Source organism: Halanaerobium congolense (assembly GCF_004366375.1).
Taxonomy (GTDB): domain Bacteria; phylum Bacillota; class Halanaerobiia; order Halanaerobiales; family Halanaerobiaceae; genus Halanaerobium; species Halanaerobium congolense.
Map to the genome: position 1 here is coordinate 1 of NZ_SOEF01000042.1, position 17,963 is coordinate 17,963.

Below are 17,963 nucleotides of genomic sequence, written 5' to 3' on the forward strand. Positions count from 1 at the left end.
TGTTCCCATCTCGAACACAAAAGTTAAGTCCTCCAGCGCCTATGGTACTGCATTGGTAACGATGTGGGAGAGTAGGTCGCTGCCGGTCCTTTTTTATTTTTTAGATCAAAATAACAAAAAATTGAAAATAAGGCTGGAAATATAGTGTTTTTTGTGCTACAATATATTACAGTGAAAGAAAAATTTATTATATTCCCCGATAGCTCAGTTGGTAGAGCAGATGACTGTTAATCATCTTGTCGCAAGTTCGAGTCTTGCTCGGGGAGCCATTTTTTTGAATCAAATATTCAGAATAATATAATTTATATATATATTTTTAATTTTGTAGTTGTAAACAAGTATATTTTTATTATTTATTATTTTTAAAATTATTTGACAATTTAAAATTATAATGGTATAATTTGTTTAACTTAAAAATTGAATATTTCTTAGGTGGAGAAAATGAGAAAACCTTATTAATAATACCTTGATATTACTATGTCCAAAATATTAAATTATTAATAAGGTTTTTTGCTTGTTTAATTTATTCATAATATTCGTTTTTTAATTTAATAAGGAGGTGAGTAGAGAGTAGAATAAGGGAATTGATATGATCATATTTTATTTTTAATTAGTTACAAAAAAACAGAGAGAGGTGAAAACATTTTATGAAAAGACAATTAGGAACTATGGTTGGTGGCGCAATAGCTGGTGTTTTTGTATTTAATATCTGGGGTATTTTAGCAGGTACAGCAGCTTTAGGAGATGCTGGTGGATGGTTAGGCGGTCTTTTAATAGTTGGTTTTATTTGGACTGTTAATCATTATGTTGGAGTTATTTATAATCCTGAAGGGTCTGTTTCAATTGATATGGCAACTGCAATTGCTGTTGCTGGAACAATGCAGGGTGTATTTGGTGGAGCTCCAATTAGTGCAGCCTTACCTACATTGCTGTGGGTCGCTGTTGGTGCAATTTTGGGTGGAACTTTTGCAGCTGTTGTTCAAAAAGCCATCGCTGAAGAAGAATAATGAGAGGGGGAAAAAATAAATGGGTATCTTAGAGATAGTTAGTACTGTTTTTGGAGGAATGCTTTTTCCATTTTTAATTTTAATGGTCTGGGGTAAAGGTGTTGAAGAAAGAGGTATTTTTGGTGGATTAGTAATGGGTGGTTTTATAGTTGGTACAAGTTGGCTTGCAAATCATGGTGGATCTCCTCTAATTGTTCAGGGACAGGGAGCACCTTGGATTGATATGGCTTGGGCAGCTTCTATTGGTATTATGACACATGGTATAATTACTGGTGGAGATTTCAAGAAGTCGGTACCTACATTAATTTTTGCTATTATTGGAGGTATTATTGGAGGCTTTGTTTTATTTGCAGCAGCTTAATAATTAAAAATTGTAATTTTAAATATTATTTTTATTAATTTAACATATCAAAATTAGGAGGGCGCAAAATGGAAAAATATATTCTATCAATTGATCAGGGAACTACAAGTTCAAGGGCAATTGTCTTTAATAATGATGGTGCTATTGTAAGTGTAGCACAAAAGGAATTTACTCAGCATTTTCCAAAGCCAGGTTGGGTAGAACATGATCCTGATGAAATCTGGGGTACAACATTAGCTGTAATTGCCGATGCTATGGGAACTAAAGATATTAAACCTACTCAAATTGCGGCAATTGGTATTACAAATCAGCGTGAAACTACTGTGGTTTGGGATGCTGAAACCGGTAAGCCTATCCACAATGCTATTGTTTGGCAGGATAGAAGAACAGCTTCAATTTGTGATGATTTAAAAGAGCAGGGATTAGAAGAAGAAATTAAAGATAAAACTGGTCTTGTTGTTGATGCTTATTTCTCTGGAACAAAAATTAAATGGTTATTAGATAATGTAGAAGGTGCTAGAGAAAAAGCAGAACAAGGTAAATTAAGATTTGGTACTATTGATAGTTGGTTGATTTGGAAATTAACTGGTGGAAACACTCATGTAACTGATTATACAAATGCTTCAAGAACTCTTATTTATAATATCAAAGAATTAGAGTGGGATGATCATCTATTAGATGTTTTAGGTATTCCAAAGTCAATGTTACCTGAAGTAAAGCAATCTAGCGAAGTTTATGGTAACACAGTTGATTATCATTTCTTTGGTGCTGAAGTACCAATTGCTGGTATTGCTGGAGATCAGCAGGCAGCTACATTTGGTCAGGTATGTTATGAAAAAGGTATGGCTAAGAACACATATGGTACAGGTTGTTTCATGTTAATGAATACTGGGGAAGAACCAGTTAAATCTGAAAATGGATTATTAACTACTATTGCATATGGTATTGATGGTAAAGTTAATTATGCATTAGAAGGTTCTATTTTTATTGCTGGTGCTGCTATTCAATGGTTAAGAGATGAATTAAACTTAATTGATAATGCTCCTGATTCAGAATACTTTGCGAAAAAAGTTGATTCTACTGATGGTGTTTATATGGTTCCTGCTTTTGCTGGACTTGGAGCACCATATTGGGATATGTATGCAAGAGGTACAATTGTTGGTTTAACTAGAGGTACTTCTAAAGAACATTTAATTCGTGCTACATTAGAATCACTTGCTTATCAAACTAGAGATGTTCTGGAAGCTATGGAAGCAGATTCAGGAATCGAACTTAAAACTCTACGTGTAGATGGTGGAGCAGCAATGAATGATTTCTTAATGCAGTTCCAGGCAGATATTTTAGGAACAGAGGTTGAGAGACCTGAAATTAATGAAACTACTGCTTTAGGTGCAGCTTATCTTGCTGGTTTAGCTGTAGGTTATTGGAATAATCTCGATGAGCTTGTTGCTAAGTGGAAGAGAGATGCTCTATTTGTTCCAAATATGGCTAATGAAACAAGAGAAAAACTATATAAAGGTTGGAAGCGCGCAGTAGAAAGAGCTAAAGATTGGTCAGAAGAGTAATATAAAAAAAGTAAAATAAAAAAATAAAAAAAGTATAGTTAAATAGTAAGAAGTTCTAATGGATATAGATAAGGATTAAACCCAATCTAGGTACCATATTTAAATATGCTATCTGATTGGGTTTTTATTTTTAATATCATGGAATAATATATTGAGGGGGTTATTAAATTGTCTAAAGACAAATATGATGTAATAATTATTGGGGCAGGTGTTTCTGGCTGTGCTGTAGCCTGGAAACTCGCTAGATATAATTTAGATATATTATTATTAGAAAAAGCTCCAGATGTAGCAACTGGAACTACTAAAGCAAATACTGCAATTATACATGCTGGTTATAATGCAGACCCTGAAAAACAAAAAGGAAGATTAAATAACAAAGGAAATGTACAAATAAAACAAATAGTCAAAGATCTAAGTGTACCCTTTGAGGAAATCGGATCTTTAGTTGTTGGGATGGAAGATGATGATTTAAGTGTTTTAGATGAATTATTAGAAAAAGGCAAAAAAAATGGAGTAGAAGGCTTAGAGATAGTAGATAAAGAATGGCTGCAGAGAGAAGAACCTAATTTAAGTGATAAAGCTGTAAAAGCTTTATGGGCTCCTACAGCTGGAATTATTACTCCCTGGGAATTTGCCTTAGCTATGGCAGAAAATGCTGTAGTAAATGGCGTAGAATTAAAATTAGAAACAGAGGTTTTAGATGTTTATACAGAAAATGACAAAGTAACAGGAGTAAAAACCAATGCAGGTGATTTTACAGCAGATTATGTTATTAATGCTGCTGGTCTTTATGCTGATGATGTAGCAAGAATGGTAGGAATTGAAAAAATTAATATTCATCCTAGAAAAGGTGAGTATTATATTTATGATCATGCCAAAGATTTTGAAATTAATCATGTTTTATTTCCGATTCCAACAAAAATTTCTAAAGGTATTGTCTGCACAAAAACTATAGAAGATAATCTTTTAATTGGACCAACTTCTGACTTTGTTGACAGTAAAGAAGATTTAGCAACGACAAGAGACGGATTAGATCATGTTTTTGAGGGAGCAAAAAAAATGTTTCCCGATTTAACTTTAAAAGACACTATTAGAGTATTTGCTGGTTTAAGAGCTGCGGATACTACTGAAGATTTTGTTATTGAAGCTGCAGAAAATGTAAAAGGATTTGTTAATGTTGCGGGTATTCAGTCTCCAGGTTTATCCTCATCTCCTGCAGTTGCAGATCTTGTTGCTGAAATATTAGAAAATGAAGGTTTAAATTTAGAAGAAAAGAAAGATGTGATAGAAACTAGAGAAGATCCAGCAAGATTTTATGAACTTTCTAATGAAGAAAGAGCTGCTTATGCAGAAAAAGATAAAGATTATGGTAAGATTATTTGTCGCTGTGAAACTGTATCCTATAAAGAAATTGTAGATGCAATTAATGGACCAATTCCTGCTAGAACTGTAAATGCAGTAAAAAGAAGAACAAGAGCTGGTGCTGGAAGATGTCAGGGTGGATTTTGTGGACCTAGAGTTACCCAAATAATTGCTGATGAACTTGGTATTGAGACAACCGAAGTCAGACTAGAAAAAGATACTTCTAATATAGTGAAATATAAAATTAAAGGATTACTTGGAAGTCAGGGTGATGAAGAATGATTAAAATTAAAAAAGATGTAGTTGTAATTGGTGGAGGTCCAGCTGGTTTAGCTGCCGCAGCTAAAGTTTATGATAATGGTATAAAAGATGTGATGCTGCTTGAGCGTGATTTTGAACTTGGTGGTATTTTGCCTCAGTGTATTCACAATGGTTTTGGTCTTCATCATTTTGGTGAAGAATTAACAGGACCTGAATATTCACAGAGATTTGAAAATAAAGTAGAAGAACGTGATATAGAAGTAAAGCTTGATACTATGGTACTTGATGTTACTGCAGATAAAAAGGTTTTTGCAATGAATAAAGATCAAGGAGCAATGGAAATTCAGGCAAAAGCTGTAATTCTAGCTATGGGCTGTCGTGAACGAACTGCTGGAGCAATAGGTATACCAGGAACAAGACCTGCTGGGGTTTTAACTGCTGGAACAGCTCAGAGGTTTACTAATATAGAAGGATATGTACCTGGAAAAAAAGTAGTAATCTTAGGTTCTGGTGATATAGGTTTAATTATGGCAAGAAGGATGAGATTAGAAGGAGCAGATGTAAAAGCAGTCTGTGAAATTCTTCCTTATACAGGTGGTTTAACTAGAAATGTAGTCCAATGTTTAGAAGATTATGATATACCATTAATGCTCAATCATACAGTTACAAAAATCATTGGTAATGATCGTTTAGAAGCTGTAGAAATAACTGAAGTTGATGAAAATATGAAGCCTATTCCAGAAACATCTGAAATTGTAGAAGCAGATACTCTTCTTCTTTCTGTTGGTTTAATACCTGAAAATGAACTATCTAAAAAGGCTGATGTTGTTTTAGATGATAGAACAGGTGGTCCAATAGTTAATGAAGGAAGAGAAACAAATATTGATGGCATATTTGCCTGTGGTAATGTACTGCATGTACATGATCTTGTTGATTGGGTTACAGAAGAATCAGAAATCGCAGGTGAATGGACAGCAAAATATGTCAAAGGAGATTACAAAAGATCTGAGCAGAAGATGAATGTAAAAGCTGGTGAAAATGTAGCTTATGTAATTCCACAAAGTATTGAATTAGATGCTGAAGATCGAAAGAGAATTCCCCTCTATATGAGAGTTGATAAACCATTACAGGCTGTTGATATTATATTATATGCTGATGGAGAAAAATTATACTCATTCTCAGAACCATTTGCTAAACCTGGTGAAATGATTAGTGTACCTCTGGCTCAAAAAACACTTGATGATTTAGATGAAGTTAGTGAAATTAGGGTTGATATTATTGAAAAGGAGGAAGAATAAATGCTTGAAAAAAAGACCATTACCTGTGTTGCTTGTCCAAAAGGCTGTGAAATAACAGTTGAGCATGATGGTGATGAAATAATAGATATAATGGGAAATGCCTGTCCTCAGGGTGCAGATTATGCCAAAGAAGAGATTATAGCTAAAACTAGAATTCTTCCTACAACTGTTCGAGTAAAGAATGGAGCCTTACCACTATGTCCAGTAAAAACAACAAAACAAATTCCATTGGAATTAATGGATCAAGCTATGAATAAAATTGGAAAAAAAGAAGTTGAAGCTCCACTAAAGGTGGGGCAGGTAATTATTAAAAATCTATTAGATACAGGTGCAGATGTAGTAGCAACACGTGATTTACCTGCAAATTAAAGGAGGTAGATAGAGTGAAACTTAAAGATAAAAAGATAGCAATGCTAATTGGACCTGGATATGAGGATTTTGAATTTTGGGTTGTTTACATGAGAATGCTAGAAGAAGGGGCAGATGTTGATGTCATTGGGATGGAAAAAGGTGTTGAATATACCAGTAAACATGGTTGTTTAACTAAAGAAGCTGATTTTTTAGCTTCAGAAGTTTTAGATGAAGATTATGATGGAGTTTTAGTACCTGGTGGTTGGACTCCTGATAAAATTAGAAGAGATAAAGATATCGTAGAATTAGTAAGAAAAAATCATGAAGCTGGAAAAATTATAGGTTTAATCTGTCATGCCGGGTTAGTTGGAATTTCTGCTGGTATAATTGATGGAAAGGCAACTGGATCTTTAGGTATTAAAGATGATATAATTAATGCTGGTGGAACCTGGGTAGATAAAGCAGCATTTAGAGATGGCAATATTGTTTGGGGCAGAGTTGTTAAAGATATTCCATCTTACTGCCGTGAATTAGTTAATGCTTTAGCAGAATAAATATTAAGGTAAAATAAGCTAAATCAGATTTTAAATATTTAGAATCTGATTTAGCTGTAATAAATAATATATAAAAGGGGTAAATTTATGGAGATATTCAATGAATTCCATTTTATTAGTTTTAGCATGGGGTTAATTCTTTCCCTGATTGTTTTTTATTTTTTATATCCCAAAAAGGATATTGAAAAAAATAAAGATTTAAATAAAAATTTTGAATCAAAAAAACAAAGTTCAAATGAATTATTGAATTTATCACAAGAGGTATCTTTTAAATCTCAAGATTTAATTTGGTTGCTGAATGATAATAATAAAAAAGCTGAAAACTTAGTAATGAGATTTGAAAATATTACAGAATCAGTTGAAAATAGCGCAGCAGGTGCCGAAGAAATTTCTGCAACCATTGAAGAATTATCATCTTCATCAAATGTTATTAAATCTGAAATGAATAAGCTAGAAGAATTATCTCAAAAGTTAATGTCAGATTCAGAGAAAAATCAAAATTGGATTGAGGAATCTAATAATACATTACTTGAAGTAGCGACAAATGTAAAAAAATCTGGTGATTCAATTGAAAGTGTTGAAGAAGCATTGGAAAATACTAATGAATTACTTGGAGGAATTATAAATATTACAGATCAAATCAATTTACTTGCTCTAAATGCGTCTATTGAAGCAGCAAGAGCTGGTGATGCTGGGAGAGGCTTTAATGTTGTAGCTGGAGAAATAAAAAGTCTTTCGGAAGAGACCGAGCAATTAACTTCAAAAATAAGAGAAGCTATTAACAATATTAATATTGAAATTAAAAATACTGATCAAATTATTGAAAATGGACTTGATAGTATTGAAGGAGTTGAAGAGTTAGCTGGCAAATCAATTGAGTCATTTAATATGATGAACAACAATCTTCATAATGTTATTGATTCTATATCAAAATTATCAAGTAGTACAGATAATCAAGCTTCTGCTACAGAACAAACAACTAAGGCTGTTGAATCTATGACTCAAGAATTTATAAATATATCAGAAAATGTTTCAGAAGTCGATAAAAACATTAAAAATCAAAAGAAAAATTCTGAAACTCTGATAAACTATTCTAATAATCTTAATGCTATTGCTTATGATCTTCATAAAATTTCAGTAGACAATAAAAGTGAGGATATGTTAATTTTTGGTGTCAATCCTTTTACAAAGCCTGAAAAAATAGAAGAACTATATGTTCCAATTATTGAAAAGTTATGCAAAAAAATAAACAAAAATGCAAAAACAGTTATTGTTTCAGATTATAAAGAGTTAACTAATTATATAAAAAATGGTTTAATTGATATTGGATGGTTTTCTCCAATGGCTTATGTTGAGGCAAAAGATGAAACCAATGTTATACCAATGGTAACTCCGCTAATTAATGGCCAAGATAGTTATCGGGGCTACATATTCACTAAAAAAAATAGTAAATATAGGAAATTAACAGATTTAAAAAATAGTATTTTTGCATTTGTAGATCCATTATCAACATCTGGTTATGTATATCCAAAACAGATGTTGAAAGAAGTTGGTATTGATGTCAATAAAGATTTAAAAGAAAAGTTATTTTTAGGTAACCATGATAATGTAATAAAAGCAGTTTTAAACAATGAAGTGGAAGTTGGAGCAACATACAATGAAGCCTGGGAAAGAGCTGCTAGTACATTAAACTTGGATAGTCTAAATATATTAGCAAAAACTGATCTTATTCCAAAAGATGTTATTGCTGCTCGATCAGGTTTAGATCAGAATCTTTTAGAAGAAACAAGAAATATTTTTTTAAACGCTGATCAAGAAATAAAAGAAGTGTTAAATCAGACCAATATAACCGGGTTTACTGAAAGCGAAGATCAAAAATTTGATATCATTAGAAAATATAATAATTAGCAATAAAAAAAAGATTTAATTATCAAATATTTGATAATTCGAAATATTAATGATAAAATTATGGTGACAAAATTATAATTTAGTTTGTTAATTAAAGAATAATTTTTAATATTATTAATAGGAGGGTTTATTTTATGAAGAAAAAATTAATTAATAATCCAGAAGAAGTAGTTGAGGAAATGGTAGAGGGTATTGTGATGGCTGCTCCTGATAAGCTTGAAAAGATAGAAGATTACAATATAGTAATCAGAAAAGGTAGTCCTAATGAAAAAGTTGCTTTAGTAAGTGGTGGTGGTAGTGGTCATGAACCAACTCATGCTGGCTTTGTTGGTAAAGGTATGTTAGATGGAGCTATTGCTGGTGATGTATTTACCTCTCCAACTCCTGATGCAGTATTTGAAGCTATTAAAGCTGTTGATGGTGGTAAAGGTGTATTATTAGTTATTAAAAATTACACCGGAGATGTTATGAATTTTGAAATGGCTGCAGAAATGGCAGAAGCTGAGGGTATTGAAGTAGACCAGGTTGTAGTAAACGATGATGTAGCTGTAGAGGATAGTTTATATACAACAGGTAGACGTGGTGTTGCAGGTACTATATTTGTTCATAAAATTGCAGGAGCAAAAGCTGAAGCTGGAGCTGAACTTGCAGATGTTAAAAAGGTTGCAGAAAAAGTAATAGCTAATGTAAGAACAAAGGGTATGGCTCTATATCCATGTCGAGTACCAGCTGCTGACGAATCAACATTTACTCTAGAAGAAGATGAAATCGAATTAGGTATTGGTATCCATGGTGAGCCTGGAACAGAAAGAACAGAATTAATGAAAGCAGATGAAATTGTCGATGAATTATTGGGTAGTGTCATAGATGATATTCCTTACGAAGAGGGCGATGATGTAGCTCTGATGATTAATGGCATGGGCGGGACTCCTCTAATGGAATTATTTCTAGCCAATAGAAGAGCAAATCAAGTATTAGAAGAAAAAGGAATAAATATTTATAAAACTTTTGTTGGAGAATATATGACATCTCTAGAGATGGCTGGTGTCTCTATAACACTATTAAAATTAGATGAAGAATTAAAAGAGTTACTTGATGCTCCAACAGAAATTAATATTATGAAATAATTTATGGAGGAGGACTATTTGTGACTGAAAAAAGTAAAGAAATTATAAATAAAGTAGCTGATGTTATTATAGAAAACAAAAAATACCTAACTGAATTAGATTCTGCCATCGGTGATGGTGATCATGGTATTAATATGTCTAAAGGATTCAATAAAGTAAAAGAAAAATTAGAGGCAAAAGATTATGAAAGCAATAAAGAACTTATAAAAACAGTTGCAATGACCTTGATTTCTACAGTTGGTGGTGCTTCAGGTCCTCTTTATGGTACTGCTTTTCTAAATATAAGTAAGATTATACCTGATGCTGATTTTGATTTAGATTCACTAATAGAAATTGGTGAATCTGCTGTTGCAGGTATTCAAAAAAGAGGAAAAGCAGAACAAGGTGAAAAAACTATGCTGGACACCATTATTCCTGCAGTAAATTCCTTAAAAGAAAGCAAAGAAAATGGTGACAATATAGAAGAAGCATTAAAACAGTGTAAAGCTAAAGCTGAAGAAGGAATGAAGGCAACAATTGATATGCAGGCGACTAAAGGTCGTGCAAGTTATTTAGGTAAAAGAAGTATTGGACATCAGGATCCAGGCGCTACTTCGAGTTATTTGATAATAAAAACAGTAGTAGATGAATTATATTAATAAATTGGAGGAAGCAAATGGTAAATATAATATTAGTTTCTCATGTTAAAGAAATTGCTGAAGGAGCTAAAAAATTAGCAGAACAAATGAAACAAGGTGATGTTGAAATAATTGCTGTTGGAGGTACTCCTGATGGTGATATTGGTACAGATCCTGATGCAATAGAAACAGCTGTAAATGAAATTTATAAGGAAGATGGAGTAATAATTTTAGCTGATCTTGGTAGTGCCATAATGAGTGTGAATATGGTTTTAGATTGGCTAGAAGAAGAAGTTAGAGAAAAAGTTGTTTTAGCTGATGCTCCTTTTGTAGAAGGGGCAGTTGTTGCAGCTGTAGAAGCTGGAATGGGTAATAAAATTGAAGAAATATTGGAATCAATTGAATCAGCTGATATGATAAAAAAAAATTAAAAAAGAATATGTTAGAATTAATAACCACTTCGAATATAAGGAGTGGTTATTTTTTTGCAAAAAAATAATGTTAATTAATTTAATTTTTTTGAAAATTATGTTGACAATCAAAAACGAATACTATATAATCATAATTGAAAGAAAACGAAAACAAACAATCATAAAAATACAGAAAAGAGGTTTTGTTAATGTTTGCTGAAGAAAGAAAAAGGGGAATAATAAGTTTACTTAAACAGGAAAAAAGAGCGAGTGTTAACGAACTTAGTGAAGAATTTGATGTTTCACGTGCAACAATTAGAAGAGATTTAAGTGAACTTGAAAAAGATGGTTTTCTTCGTCGGACACATGGAGGTGCTATCTTAAGCAGCAGCAGTAAATTAGAACCAAGTTTCAAGGAAAAAGAAGATAAATTAGCTGCAGAAAAGCAAAAAATTGGGAAAAAATCAGCAGAAATAATAAAAAATGGTGACACAATATTTATTGATGCTGGGACTACAACACGATATATAATTAATAATTTAGGAAATAAAAAGGATCTAACAATTGTGACTCATGCGCTTCATATAATAAACAAAATAAATGAAATTAATTTGGACTGTGATTTGGTTGTTATAGGTGGAAACTTCAAGTGGTCAACAGAGGCTATGATTGGACCAATGGCAGAAGATGATTTAAAGAAGTTGAGGGTTGACAAAAGTTTTATTGGTTCAAATGGTTTTACTTTAAATTCTGCTGCAACAACGCCAGATTTAAGAGAAGCAAAAATAAAAGAAATTGCTTTAAAAATTGCTGGAGAAAATTTTCTTCTATTTGATCAAAGCAAATGGGAAGAAGAATATTTTTATAGGTTTGCAGAATTAAATCAAATAGATTTTATTATTACGGATTCAATTGAAGAAGAGAAAGAAAGAAAATTGAAGTCAGAAAAAATTAAAGTTATTTTAGCTTAATTTATTAAGGAGGTGGGTAAATGATTTTAACTGTTACTTTAAATCCAGCTTTAGATAAAATAATAATTCTTGAAAATTTAAAATTAGGAAAATTAAATAGAGTAAAAGAGACGGATATTTTGGCTGGAGGAAAAGGGATCAATGTTTCTGAAGTTTTAACAAGATTAAAAATCGAAAATCAGGCTTTAGGTATAATAGGTGGTAATAATGGTAGGATAATTAGTTCTATGCTTGAAAATAAAGGAGTAAATTCTAATTTTATTTGGTCAGATTTTGAGACGCGACAAAATTTAAAAATTAAAGAAAAGTTTACCAATCGAGAAACAGAAATTAATGAAAGTGGAAAAGTTAGTGAAAAAGATATAAATGACTTTTTGAAAACCTTTAATAAAGCAGTTGAAAAAAATAAAACAGTAGTTTTATCAGGTAGTTTGCCAGATGGAATAGAAAAAAATATTTATGCGAAACTTATTGAAAAAGCAAAAGAAAAAAATGCTAAAATTATTTTAGATAGTTCTGGTGACGCATTTAAACTAGCTCTAAAAAAAGAGCCATATTTAGTTAAGCCCAATTTAGAAGAAATTGAAAATTTACTGGGTAGAAAAATTAGCAGTAATCAAGATTTAAAAAAAGGAGCTAAATATTTATTAGATCAGGGTGTTCAGGTTGTTATGATTTCACTAGGTGATAAGGGTGCTTTAATTGCATCTGCAGAAGAGGGATATAGAATATATACACCCCAGGTTAAAATTTCTCAAACAACAGTTGGAGCTGGAGATACAATGGTTGCTGGCCTGGCTGCTGAGATAGATAAAAAAGAAAGTCTTAAAGATACTGGAATTTTTGCGGCAGCGTTAGCTACTGCCTTTGTTGAGAGTGGTTCTATTGCTAAAATTGATGAAGAAATAATTGAAAGAATAAAAAACAGTATCAAAGTTGAAAAAATTTACTAATAAATTAAGGAAAAGAGGTATAATAATGGAAGTAAATGAGTTTATAAATAAAAATTTAATAAAAATGAACTTAGAAAGTAATGATAAGGATTCTGTAATCAAAGAAATGATAGAAATAATGGCTGAAAATGATGTGATTACCGATAAAGACGAAGTAATAAAAAAAGCAATGGAAAGAGAGGCTAAAGGAACAACTGGAGTTGGAAAAGGTGTTGCTATTCCCCATGTTAAAAGTGATGCTGTTAAAAGACCAGCAGTTGCTTTTGGGCGTTCTGAAAGAGGAATAGATTATGGATCAATGGATGAAAAGTTAAGCCATTTATTTTTCTTAATCACAGTTCCTGAAGAATCTCACGATGAACATTTAAAATTATTAGCTCAGCTCTCAAGGAATTTAGTTCATGATGATTTTAGAAATAATTTATTAGAGGCAAAAGATGAGGAAGAAATAATGGGTATTTTAGAAAAAATTTAAATAAGATTAACAGTCTGTGTAAAAAACAAGGAGGAATAATTTATGAAAAAAATTGTTGCTGTAACTTCCTGTCCAACTGGAATCGCTCATACTTATATGGCTTCAGAGTCGTTAGAAGAAGCGGCTAAAAAAATGGATTTAGAAATGAAGGTAGAAACCCAGGGTTCAGTAGGAGTAGAAAATGAATTAAATGATCAGGATATTAAGGAAGCAGATGCAGTTATTATTGCAGCTGATACAAATGTAAGCAAGGAACGTTTTGCTGGTAAGCCAATTGTAGAAGTAGCTGTAGCTGATGCAATTGATGATGCAGAAGCTCTAATTAATCAGGCACTTGAAAAAGCAGAAAAAGGAGAAAAGACAGAGATTAATTCTAATCTACAAAGTCAAGTTAGTGATGAAAAGGCAAAAAGAAAAGAAAAAAGATCTGGTCCATATAAACATTTAATGACTGGTGTTTCCTTTATGCTTCCTTTTGTTGTAGCAGGAGGTTTATCTATTGCTCTTTCTTTTGTCTTTGGAATTAATGCAGCTGAACAGGAAGGTTCTCTTGCCGCTGCTCTAATGCAGATTGGTGGAAGTTCAGCCTTTGCTCTGATGGTTCCAATTTTAGCTGGATATATTGCTTTCTCTATTGCCGATCGTCCTGGTATTGCTCCTGGTATGATTGGTGGTATGCTGGCAAGCAGTATTGGAGCTGGATTTTTAGGTGGTATTATTGCGGGTTTCTTAGCTGGTTATTTGACACAGTGGTTAAAAAACACTATAAAATTACCAAAAAACTTACAGGGGTTAATGCCAGTTTTAGTCTTACCATTTCTCTCTAGTTTAATAGTCGGACTTTTAATGATATATTTAATAGGACCACCTGTAGAAGGAATTATGAACGGTTTGGAAAACTGGTTAAATGGTATGACCGGAACAAATGCTGTTTTACTTGGATTAATTTTAGGTGCAATGATGGCCTTTGATATGGGTGGACCAGTTAATAAAGCAGCTTATACCTTTGGAATCGGTCTTTTAGGTTCAGAAATTTACGGACCTATGGCAGCAATTATGGCTGCAGGTATGACTCCACCTTTAGGACTTGCTTTAGCAACAACATTATTTAAGAATAGATTTACTCGTCAGGAAATTGAAGCAGGAAAACCGGCCTGGTTTATGGGAATATCCTTTATTACAGAAGGAGCGATTCCTTTTGCTGCAGCTGATCCAATTAGAGTAATTCCATCTATTATGACAGGTTCTGCTGTAACAGGTGCTCTATCAATGTTGTTTGGGGTTGGTTTAAAAGCACCACATGGCGGAATTTTCGTACTTCCAATCCCTAATGTTGTAACTAATCTTGGCCTTTATGCTTTAGCAATAGTCGCAGGTACAGTTATAACTGCATTTATGTTAAGGGTTTTAAAACCTAAATTAGAAGAATAAATAACAATCAAAAGAAGGTATTAATTTACCTTCTTTTTTCTTAGCTAGGAAATTATACCTAATGGTTTGTTGTGGATAATATTTATAGTTTCATAATTTCCGCTATCAACAAAATTTAACCTTACTATATTACAGATTGTCTGAAGGCCATTTTGTTCCTTAATAAGCTAAAAATTGAATTTCACAATAATTAAAATTTAATTAGAAAAGCCGCTAAATTCTTGCTAATCACTGGATTTGTGGTATAATTAAAGGCAGTTAATTATAAATTAAGAATATTTTAATTGGGAGTGTTTATTAATGAATTTAAAGAAAAATATTTTAATTATTTCAGCAATTATGCTTTTAGTTTTATCTATTCCAGTAATGGCTCAAGATGCTCAGGATGTTAGTGAAACAGTAACAGAAGAAACACCTGAAGTGGCAGCCTATGTTAATGGAGAAGAAATTTCAATGCAGGAACTTGAGCAGTTTGCAGGTGTCAGAAATATTTTGATGCAGTTACTGCAGTCAAATCAAGAATTTGCATCTGTAATATTACAGACAGAAGCTGGACAAAATGTAATAGAAGAATTTCGCAAGTTAAAGTTAGAACAGTTAATAACTAACGAATTGCTTGTCCAGGAAGCAAAAAAAAGAGGAATTGAAGTTAGTAATGAAGAAATGAATAATATCTTTGACCAGCAGGTAAATGCTTTAAAACAGCAGAACAATCTCAATGATGATCAACTAGAACAAGCTATTCAGAATCAGGGATTTGACTCAATGGATCAATATAAAAATATGTTTTTTGAAAATAATATGAATGGATTTTTAGTTAATAAACTAAGAGAAGAAATTGTAAACAAGGTAGAAGTTAGTGATGCTGAAGCACAAGAATTTTATAATAATAATCAAGAACAGTTTAAAACAGCTGAACAAAAAAGAGTTAGCCATATTTTGTTTGATGAAAAAGAAAAAGCAGAAGAAGTATTAGCGGAGATTAATAATGGTGCTGATTTTGCAGAAATGGCTAAAGAACACTCTACGGGACCTACTTCAGAAAATGGTGGTGATCTAGGTTTTATAACAGCTGATGAACGCGGCTTAGATGCAACCTTCCGTGATGCTGCAATGGAACTAAATGTGGGAGAAGTTAGTTCTGAACCAGTAAAAACTCAATTTGGTTTTCATATAATTAAAGTAACTGATTTTAGAGAAGCTGGAGTTAGAAGTTTTGAAGAGGTAAGTTCTCAAATTAAAAGTCAGTTAAGAAATCAGAAACAAAGCCAGGCCTTTCAAGATTTTGTTGAAGGTTTAAGAGAAGCTGCAGAAATTGAGAAAAATCTTTAAGATATAATTTGTATAAAATTATATAGTATTGATTAAAATTCCTGCTTCATTAAATTGAGGTAGGAATTTTTTATCCAGATTCTGCTGCAAATATGCCGGGAGCAGTAGCTAGAATTTCAACCTTTGCTTTAACTAATGGAACTAAACCATTAGCTTATTTGATTCGTTTAACTGATATTTTCAATAAATTATTAAAAAATGGAGGTAAAAGGATGGAACTGCAGTTAAAAAGGCCCACCTGGATTGAGATCAATCTCAGCGCTTTAAAAAATAACTATAATTTTATTCGCAGTAAAATTTCAAGTCGAACTAAAATTGCTGCAGTTGTTAAAGCAAATGCTTATGGGCATGGAGCAGTAAGGATTGCAAAGGAGTTATCGCAGTTAGGGGTAGAATATTTCTGTGTTGGTAGTCCTGAGGAAGGAATTGAATTAAGAGATACTGGAATTAAAAAACCCATTTTAGTTTTGGGTGAAATTTTGGAGTTTCAAATAATGGACGTTATAGCTGGTGATTTAATTCAGACTACTGCTAGTTTAGAAACTATTAAGGCTTTAAATAAAGCCGCCTCTAAATTTAATAAAATTATAAAAGTTCATTTAAAAATAGATACTGGGATGGGAAGAATTGGATTTTTCCCTAAAGAAATTAATGATGTTTTAAAATATGTAGAGAAATTAGAATTTATAAAAATAGAAGGTCTTTTTTCTCATCTGGCTCAGGCTGATGAAGCAGATAAAGATTATTCTTATTTACAGCTGCAAAAATTTAATTCACTTATAAAATCTTTAAATAAAGAACAAGATAAGATACCTCTGATTCATATTGCCAACAGTGCGGCGATTATAGATTTACCAGAAACTTATTTGGACTTAATCAGGCCAGGTATTATGCTCTATGGACTTTTACCTTCTAATGATTTAAATAAAGAAGCTGATTTAGAGCCAGTTTTAGCATTTAAAACAAAAATAATTCAAATTAGAGAACTTCCAGCTAACTCTTTTATTAGTTATGGTTCTACTTATAAAACAGAGACTAAAGAAAAGCTTGCTGTTTTACCTGTTGGTTATAAAGATGGATATCCCCGTCTCCTTTCAAACCAGGGTGAAGTTTTAATTAGAGGAGAAAGGGCCCCCATTAGAGGGAGAGTTTGTATGGGACAGACAATTGTCAGCGTGGATCATCTTAATGAGGTTAAAGTTGGCGATGAGGTTGTTTTGATTGGAAAACAAAAAAATGAAGAAATATCTGCTTCTGAAATTGCAAAACTATGTGGAACTATAAATTATGAAATAGTCTGTAATTTAAGTGAAAGATTGGAAAAGATTTTTTTAGAATAATTTTCTATTTTTATGACAAATAAATATAACAAGTTAATTATCTTTTATTGGTTAAATTTTATTAAATTTAACTTGAATTAAGGAAAATGCTGTAATATAATAAGCATAACAAACAAATAGCCAACTATCTAGAAGCTGTGAAAGACAATAGTAAATTTATTAACTGAAATAAGAGAGCTGATGGTAGCTGTAAATCAGCCAGTTAATTTTTGAATCCGGTCTGGAGCTGTGAAGCTGAAAATAATTTAATTAAGCTGAACCGGTTGAGTCCGTTAAAACTATTTAAGAGGCAGCTACAGCTGTCATTAGGGTGGCACCACGAGTATTCTCGTCCCTTTTTAGGGAGGAGTTTTTTTTTAGCTAGGAAATTATACCTAATGGTTTGTTATGGATAATATTTATAGTTTCATAATTTCCGCTATCAACAAATTTAACCTTACTGTATTACACGAAGGACATTTTGTTCTTTTGAAATTAAAAAAAAATATGTGTTTTAAGCTTAAAATAAGGTTACAATTTAAGTCAATTTAAATTCATCATAATTTGATAACGTCAAATAAAATATGATAGTTACCATAAAATGTAAGTAAATAGTAATAGATCACCACTAATTTTAATTATAATAAAAATATTCAGAATG

At 31.9% G+C, this 17,963-nt stretch carries 17 protein-coding genes, 1 tRNA gene, 1 rRNA gene and 1 other annotated feature; all 19 genes read left to right on the forward strand.

Annotated features, from left to right (window positions below):
- Positions 1-88: ribosomal RNA gene (gene rrf, locus C7954_RS12000) — 5S ribosomal RNA — on the forward strand; the annotation flags it as partial.
- A gap of 105 nt (positions 89-193) precedes the next feature.
- A tRNA-Asn gene (locus C7954_RS12005) sits at positions 194-269 on the forward strand.
- A 378-nt stretch (positions 270-647) separates the two neighbouring features.
- Positions 648-1,007, forward strand: a complete 360-nt coding sequence (locus C7954_RS12010) for a Lin0368 family putative glycerol transporter subunit (RefSeq protein WP_073158684.1) — start codon at positions 648-650, stop codon at positions 1,005-1,007.
- A gap of 19 nt (positions 1,008-1,026) precedes the next feature.
- On the forward strand, positions 1,027-1,368 hold the full coding sequence (locus C7954_RS12015) for a Lin0368 family putative glycerol transporter subunit (RefSeq protein WP_073158687.1): 342 nt from the start codon (positions 1,027-1,029) through the stop codon (positions 1,366-1,368).
- Between the two features lie 68 nt (positions 1,369-1,436).
- Positions 1,437-2,933 (forward strand): glycerol kinase GlpK, encoded by a 1,497-nt coding sequence (gene glpK, locus C7954_RS12020; protein WP_073158689.1) that lies wholly within the window; start codon positions 1,437-1,439, stop codon positions 2,931-2,933.
- Positions 2,934-3,101: 168 nt separating this feature from the next.
- Positions 3,102-4,577, forward strand: a complete 1,476-nt coding sequence (locus C7954_RS12025; protein ID WP_089655338.1) for an NAD(P)/FAD-dependent oxidoreductase — start codon at positions 3,102-3,104, stop codon at positions 4,575-4,577.
- Positions 4,574-5,854 carry an NAD(P)/FAD-dependent oxidoreductase gene (locus C7954_RS12030; protein ID WP_089655336.1) on the forward strand — a complete coding sequence of 427 codons (1,281 nt, stop codon included), beginning with the start codon at positions 4,574-4,576 and terminating at the stop codon, positions 5,852-5,854. The genes C7954_RS12025 and C7954_RS12030 overlap by 4 nt, the downstream gene beginning before the upstream one ends.
- Entirely contained in the window at positions 5,855-6,223 is a 369-nt protein-coding gene (locus tag C7954_RS12035) for a DUF1667 domain-containing protein (protein WP_073158698.1), read from the forward strand. It abuts the gene before it with no gap.
- Between the two features lie 14 nt (positions 6,224-6,237).
- A complete protein-coding gene (locus tag C7954_RS12040) occupies positions 6,238-6,759 on the forward strand; it encodes a type 1 glutamine amidotransferase domain-containing protein (protein WP_073158701.1) in 522 nt (173 codons plus the stop codon).
- An 87-nt stretch (positions 6,760-6,846) separates the two neighbouring features.
- The gene (phnD, locus tag C7954_RS12045; RefSeq protein WP_089655334.1) at positions 6,847-8,667 is read left to right on the forward strand and encodes a phosphate/phosphite/phosphonate ABC transporter substrate-binding protein; all 1,821 of its coding nucleotides are present in this window, start codon (positions 6,847-6,849) and stop codon (positions 8,665-8,667) included.
- Positions 8,668-8,801: 134 nt separating this feature from the next.
- On the forward strand, positions 8,802-9,794 hold the full coding sequence (gene dhaK / locus C7954_RS12050; RefSeq protein ID WP_073158707.1) for a dihydroxyacetone kinase subunit DhaK: 993 nt from the start codon (positions 8,802-8,804) through the stop codon (positions 9,792-9,794).
- A gap of 20 nt (positions 9,795-9,814) precedes the next feature.
- Positions 9,815-10,432 (forward strand): dihydroxyacetone kinase subunit DhaL, encoded by a 618-nt coding sequence (gene dhaL / locus C7954_RS12055; RefSeq protein ID WP_089717748.1) that lies wholly within the window; start codon positions 9,815-9,817, stop codon positions 10,430-10,432.
- A 17-nt stretch (positions 10,433-10,449) separates the two neighbouring features.
- Complete coding sequence (dhaM, locus tag C7954_RS12060; protein WP_073158710.1) at positions 10,450-10,842, forward strand: dihydroxyacetone kinase phosphoryl donor subunit DhaM; 393 nt, start codon at positions 10,450-10,452, stop codon at positions 10,840-10,842.
- A gap of 188 nt (positions 10,843-11,030) precedes the next feature.
- Complete coding sequence (locus tag C7954_RS12065) at positions 11,031-11,792, forward strand: DeoR/GlpR family DNA-binding transcription regulator (RefSeq protein ID WP_073158712.1); 762 nt, start codon at positions 11,031-11,033, stop codon at positions 11,790-11,792.
- A 20-nt stretch (positions 11,793-11,812) separates the two neighbouring features.
- Positions 11,813-12,745: a 1-phosphofructokinase gene (pfkB, locus tag C7954_RS12070; RefSeq protein ID WP_073158714.1), complete on the forward strand. Its 933-nt coding sequence runs from the start codon at positions 11,813-11,815 to the stop codon at positions 12,743-12,745.
- 25 nt (positions 12,746-12,770) lie between these two features.
- A complete protein-coding gene (locus C7954_RS12075) occupies positions 12,771-13,220 on the forward strand; it encodes a PTS sugar transporter subunit IIA (RefSeq protein ID WP_073158715.1) in 450 nt (149 codons plus the stop codon).
- Positions 13,221-13,262: 42 nt separating this feature from the next.
- Entirely contained in the window at positions 13,263-14,651 is a 1,389-nt protein-coding gene (locus C7954_RS12080; RefSeq protein ID WP_089723103.1) for a PTS fructose transporter subunit IIC, read from the forward strand.
- 300 nt (positions 14,652-14,951) lie between these two features.
- Positions 14,952-15,983 (forward strand): peptidyl-prolyl cis-trans isomerase, encoded by a 1,032-nt coding sequence (locus tag C7954_RS12085; RefSeq protein ID WP_089716943.1) that lies wholly within the window; start codon positions 14,952-14,954, stop codon positions 15,981-15,983.
- Between the two features lie 92 nt (positions 15,984-16,075).
- Positions 16,076-17,323 carry an alanine racemase gene (gene alr / locus C7954_RS12090; RefSeq protein ID WP_243734159.1) on the forward strand — a complete coding sequence of 416 codons (1,248 nt, stop codon included), beginning with the start codon at positions 16,076-16,078 and terminating at the stop codon, positions 17,321-17,323.
- A 128-nt stretch (positions 17,324-17,451) separates the two neighbouring features.
- Positions 17,452-17,662: a binding site (T-box leader), on the forward strand.
- Positions 17,663-17,963: the final 301 nt, after the last annotated feature.

Bases quoted from the DNA above. Each gene is read 5' to 3' on its own strand.
- C7954_RS12010 (WP_073158684.1), top strand. From the start codon at position 648: ATGAAAAGACAATTAGGAACTATGGTTGGTGGCGCAATAGCTGGTGTT.
- C7954_RS12015 (WP_073158687.1), top strand. From the start codon at position 1,027: ATGGGTATCTTAGAGATAGTTAGTACTGTTTTTGGAGGAATGCTTTTT.
- glpK (WP_073158689.1), top strand. From the start codon at position 1,437: ATGGAAAAATATATTCTATCAATTGATCAGGGAACTACAAGTTCAAGG.
- C7954_RS12030 (WP_089655336.1), top strand. From the start codon at position 4,574: ATGATTAAAATTAAAAAAGATGTAGTTGTAATTGGTGGAGGTCCAGCT.
- C7954_RS12035 (WP_073158698.1), top strand. From the start codon at position 5,855: ATGCTTGAAAAAAAGACCATTACCTGTGTTGCTTGTCCAAAAGGCTGT.
- phnD (WP_089655334.1), top strand. From the start codon at position 6,847: ATGGAGATATTCAATGAATTCCATTTTATTAGTTTTAGCATGGGGTTA.
- dhaK (WP_073158707.1), top strand. From the start codon at position 8,802: ATGAAGAAAAAATTAATTAATAATCCAGAAGAAGTAGTTGAGGAAATG.
- dhaM (WP_073158710.1), top strand. From the start codon at position 10,450: ATGGTAAATATAATATTAGTTTCTCATGTTAAAGAAATTGCTGAAGGA.
- C7954_RS12065 (WP_073158712.1), top strand. From the start codon at position 11,031: ATGTTTGCTGAAGAAAGAAAAAGGGGAATAATAAGTTTACTTAAACAG.
- pfkB (WP_073158714.1), top strand. From the start codon at position 11,813: ATGATTTTAACTGTTACTTTAAATCCAGCTTTAGATAAAATAATAATT.
- C7954_RS12075 (WP_073158715.1), top strand. From the start codon at position 12,771: ATGGAAGTAAATGAGTTTATAAATAAAAATTTAATAAAAATGAACTTA.
- C7954_RS12080 (WP_089723103.1), top strand. From the start codon at position 13,263: ATGAAAAAAATTGTTGCTGTAACTTCCTGTCCAACTGGAATCGCTCAT.
- C7954_RS12085 (WP_089716943.1), top strand. From the start codon at position 14,952: ATGAATTTAAAGAAAAATATTTTAATTATTTCAGCAATTATGCTTTTA.
- alr (WP_243734159.1), top strand. From the start codon at position 16,076: ATGCCGGGAGCAGTAGCTAGAATTTCAACCTTTGCTTTAACTAATGGA.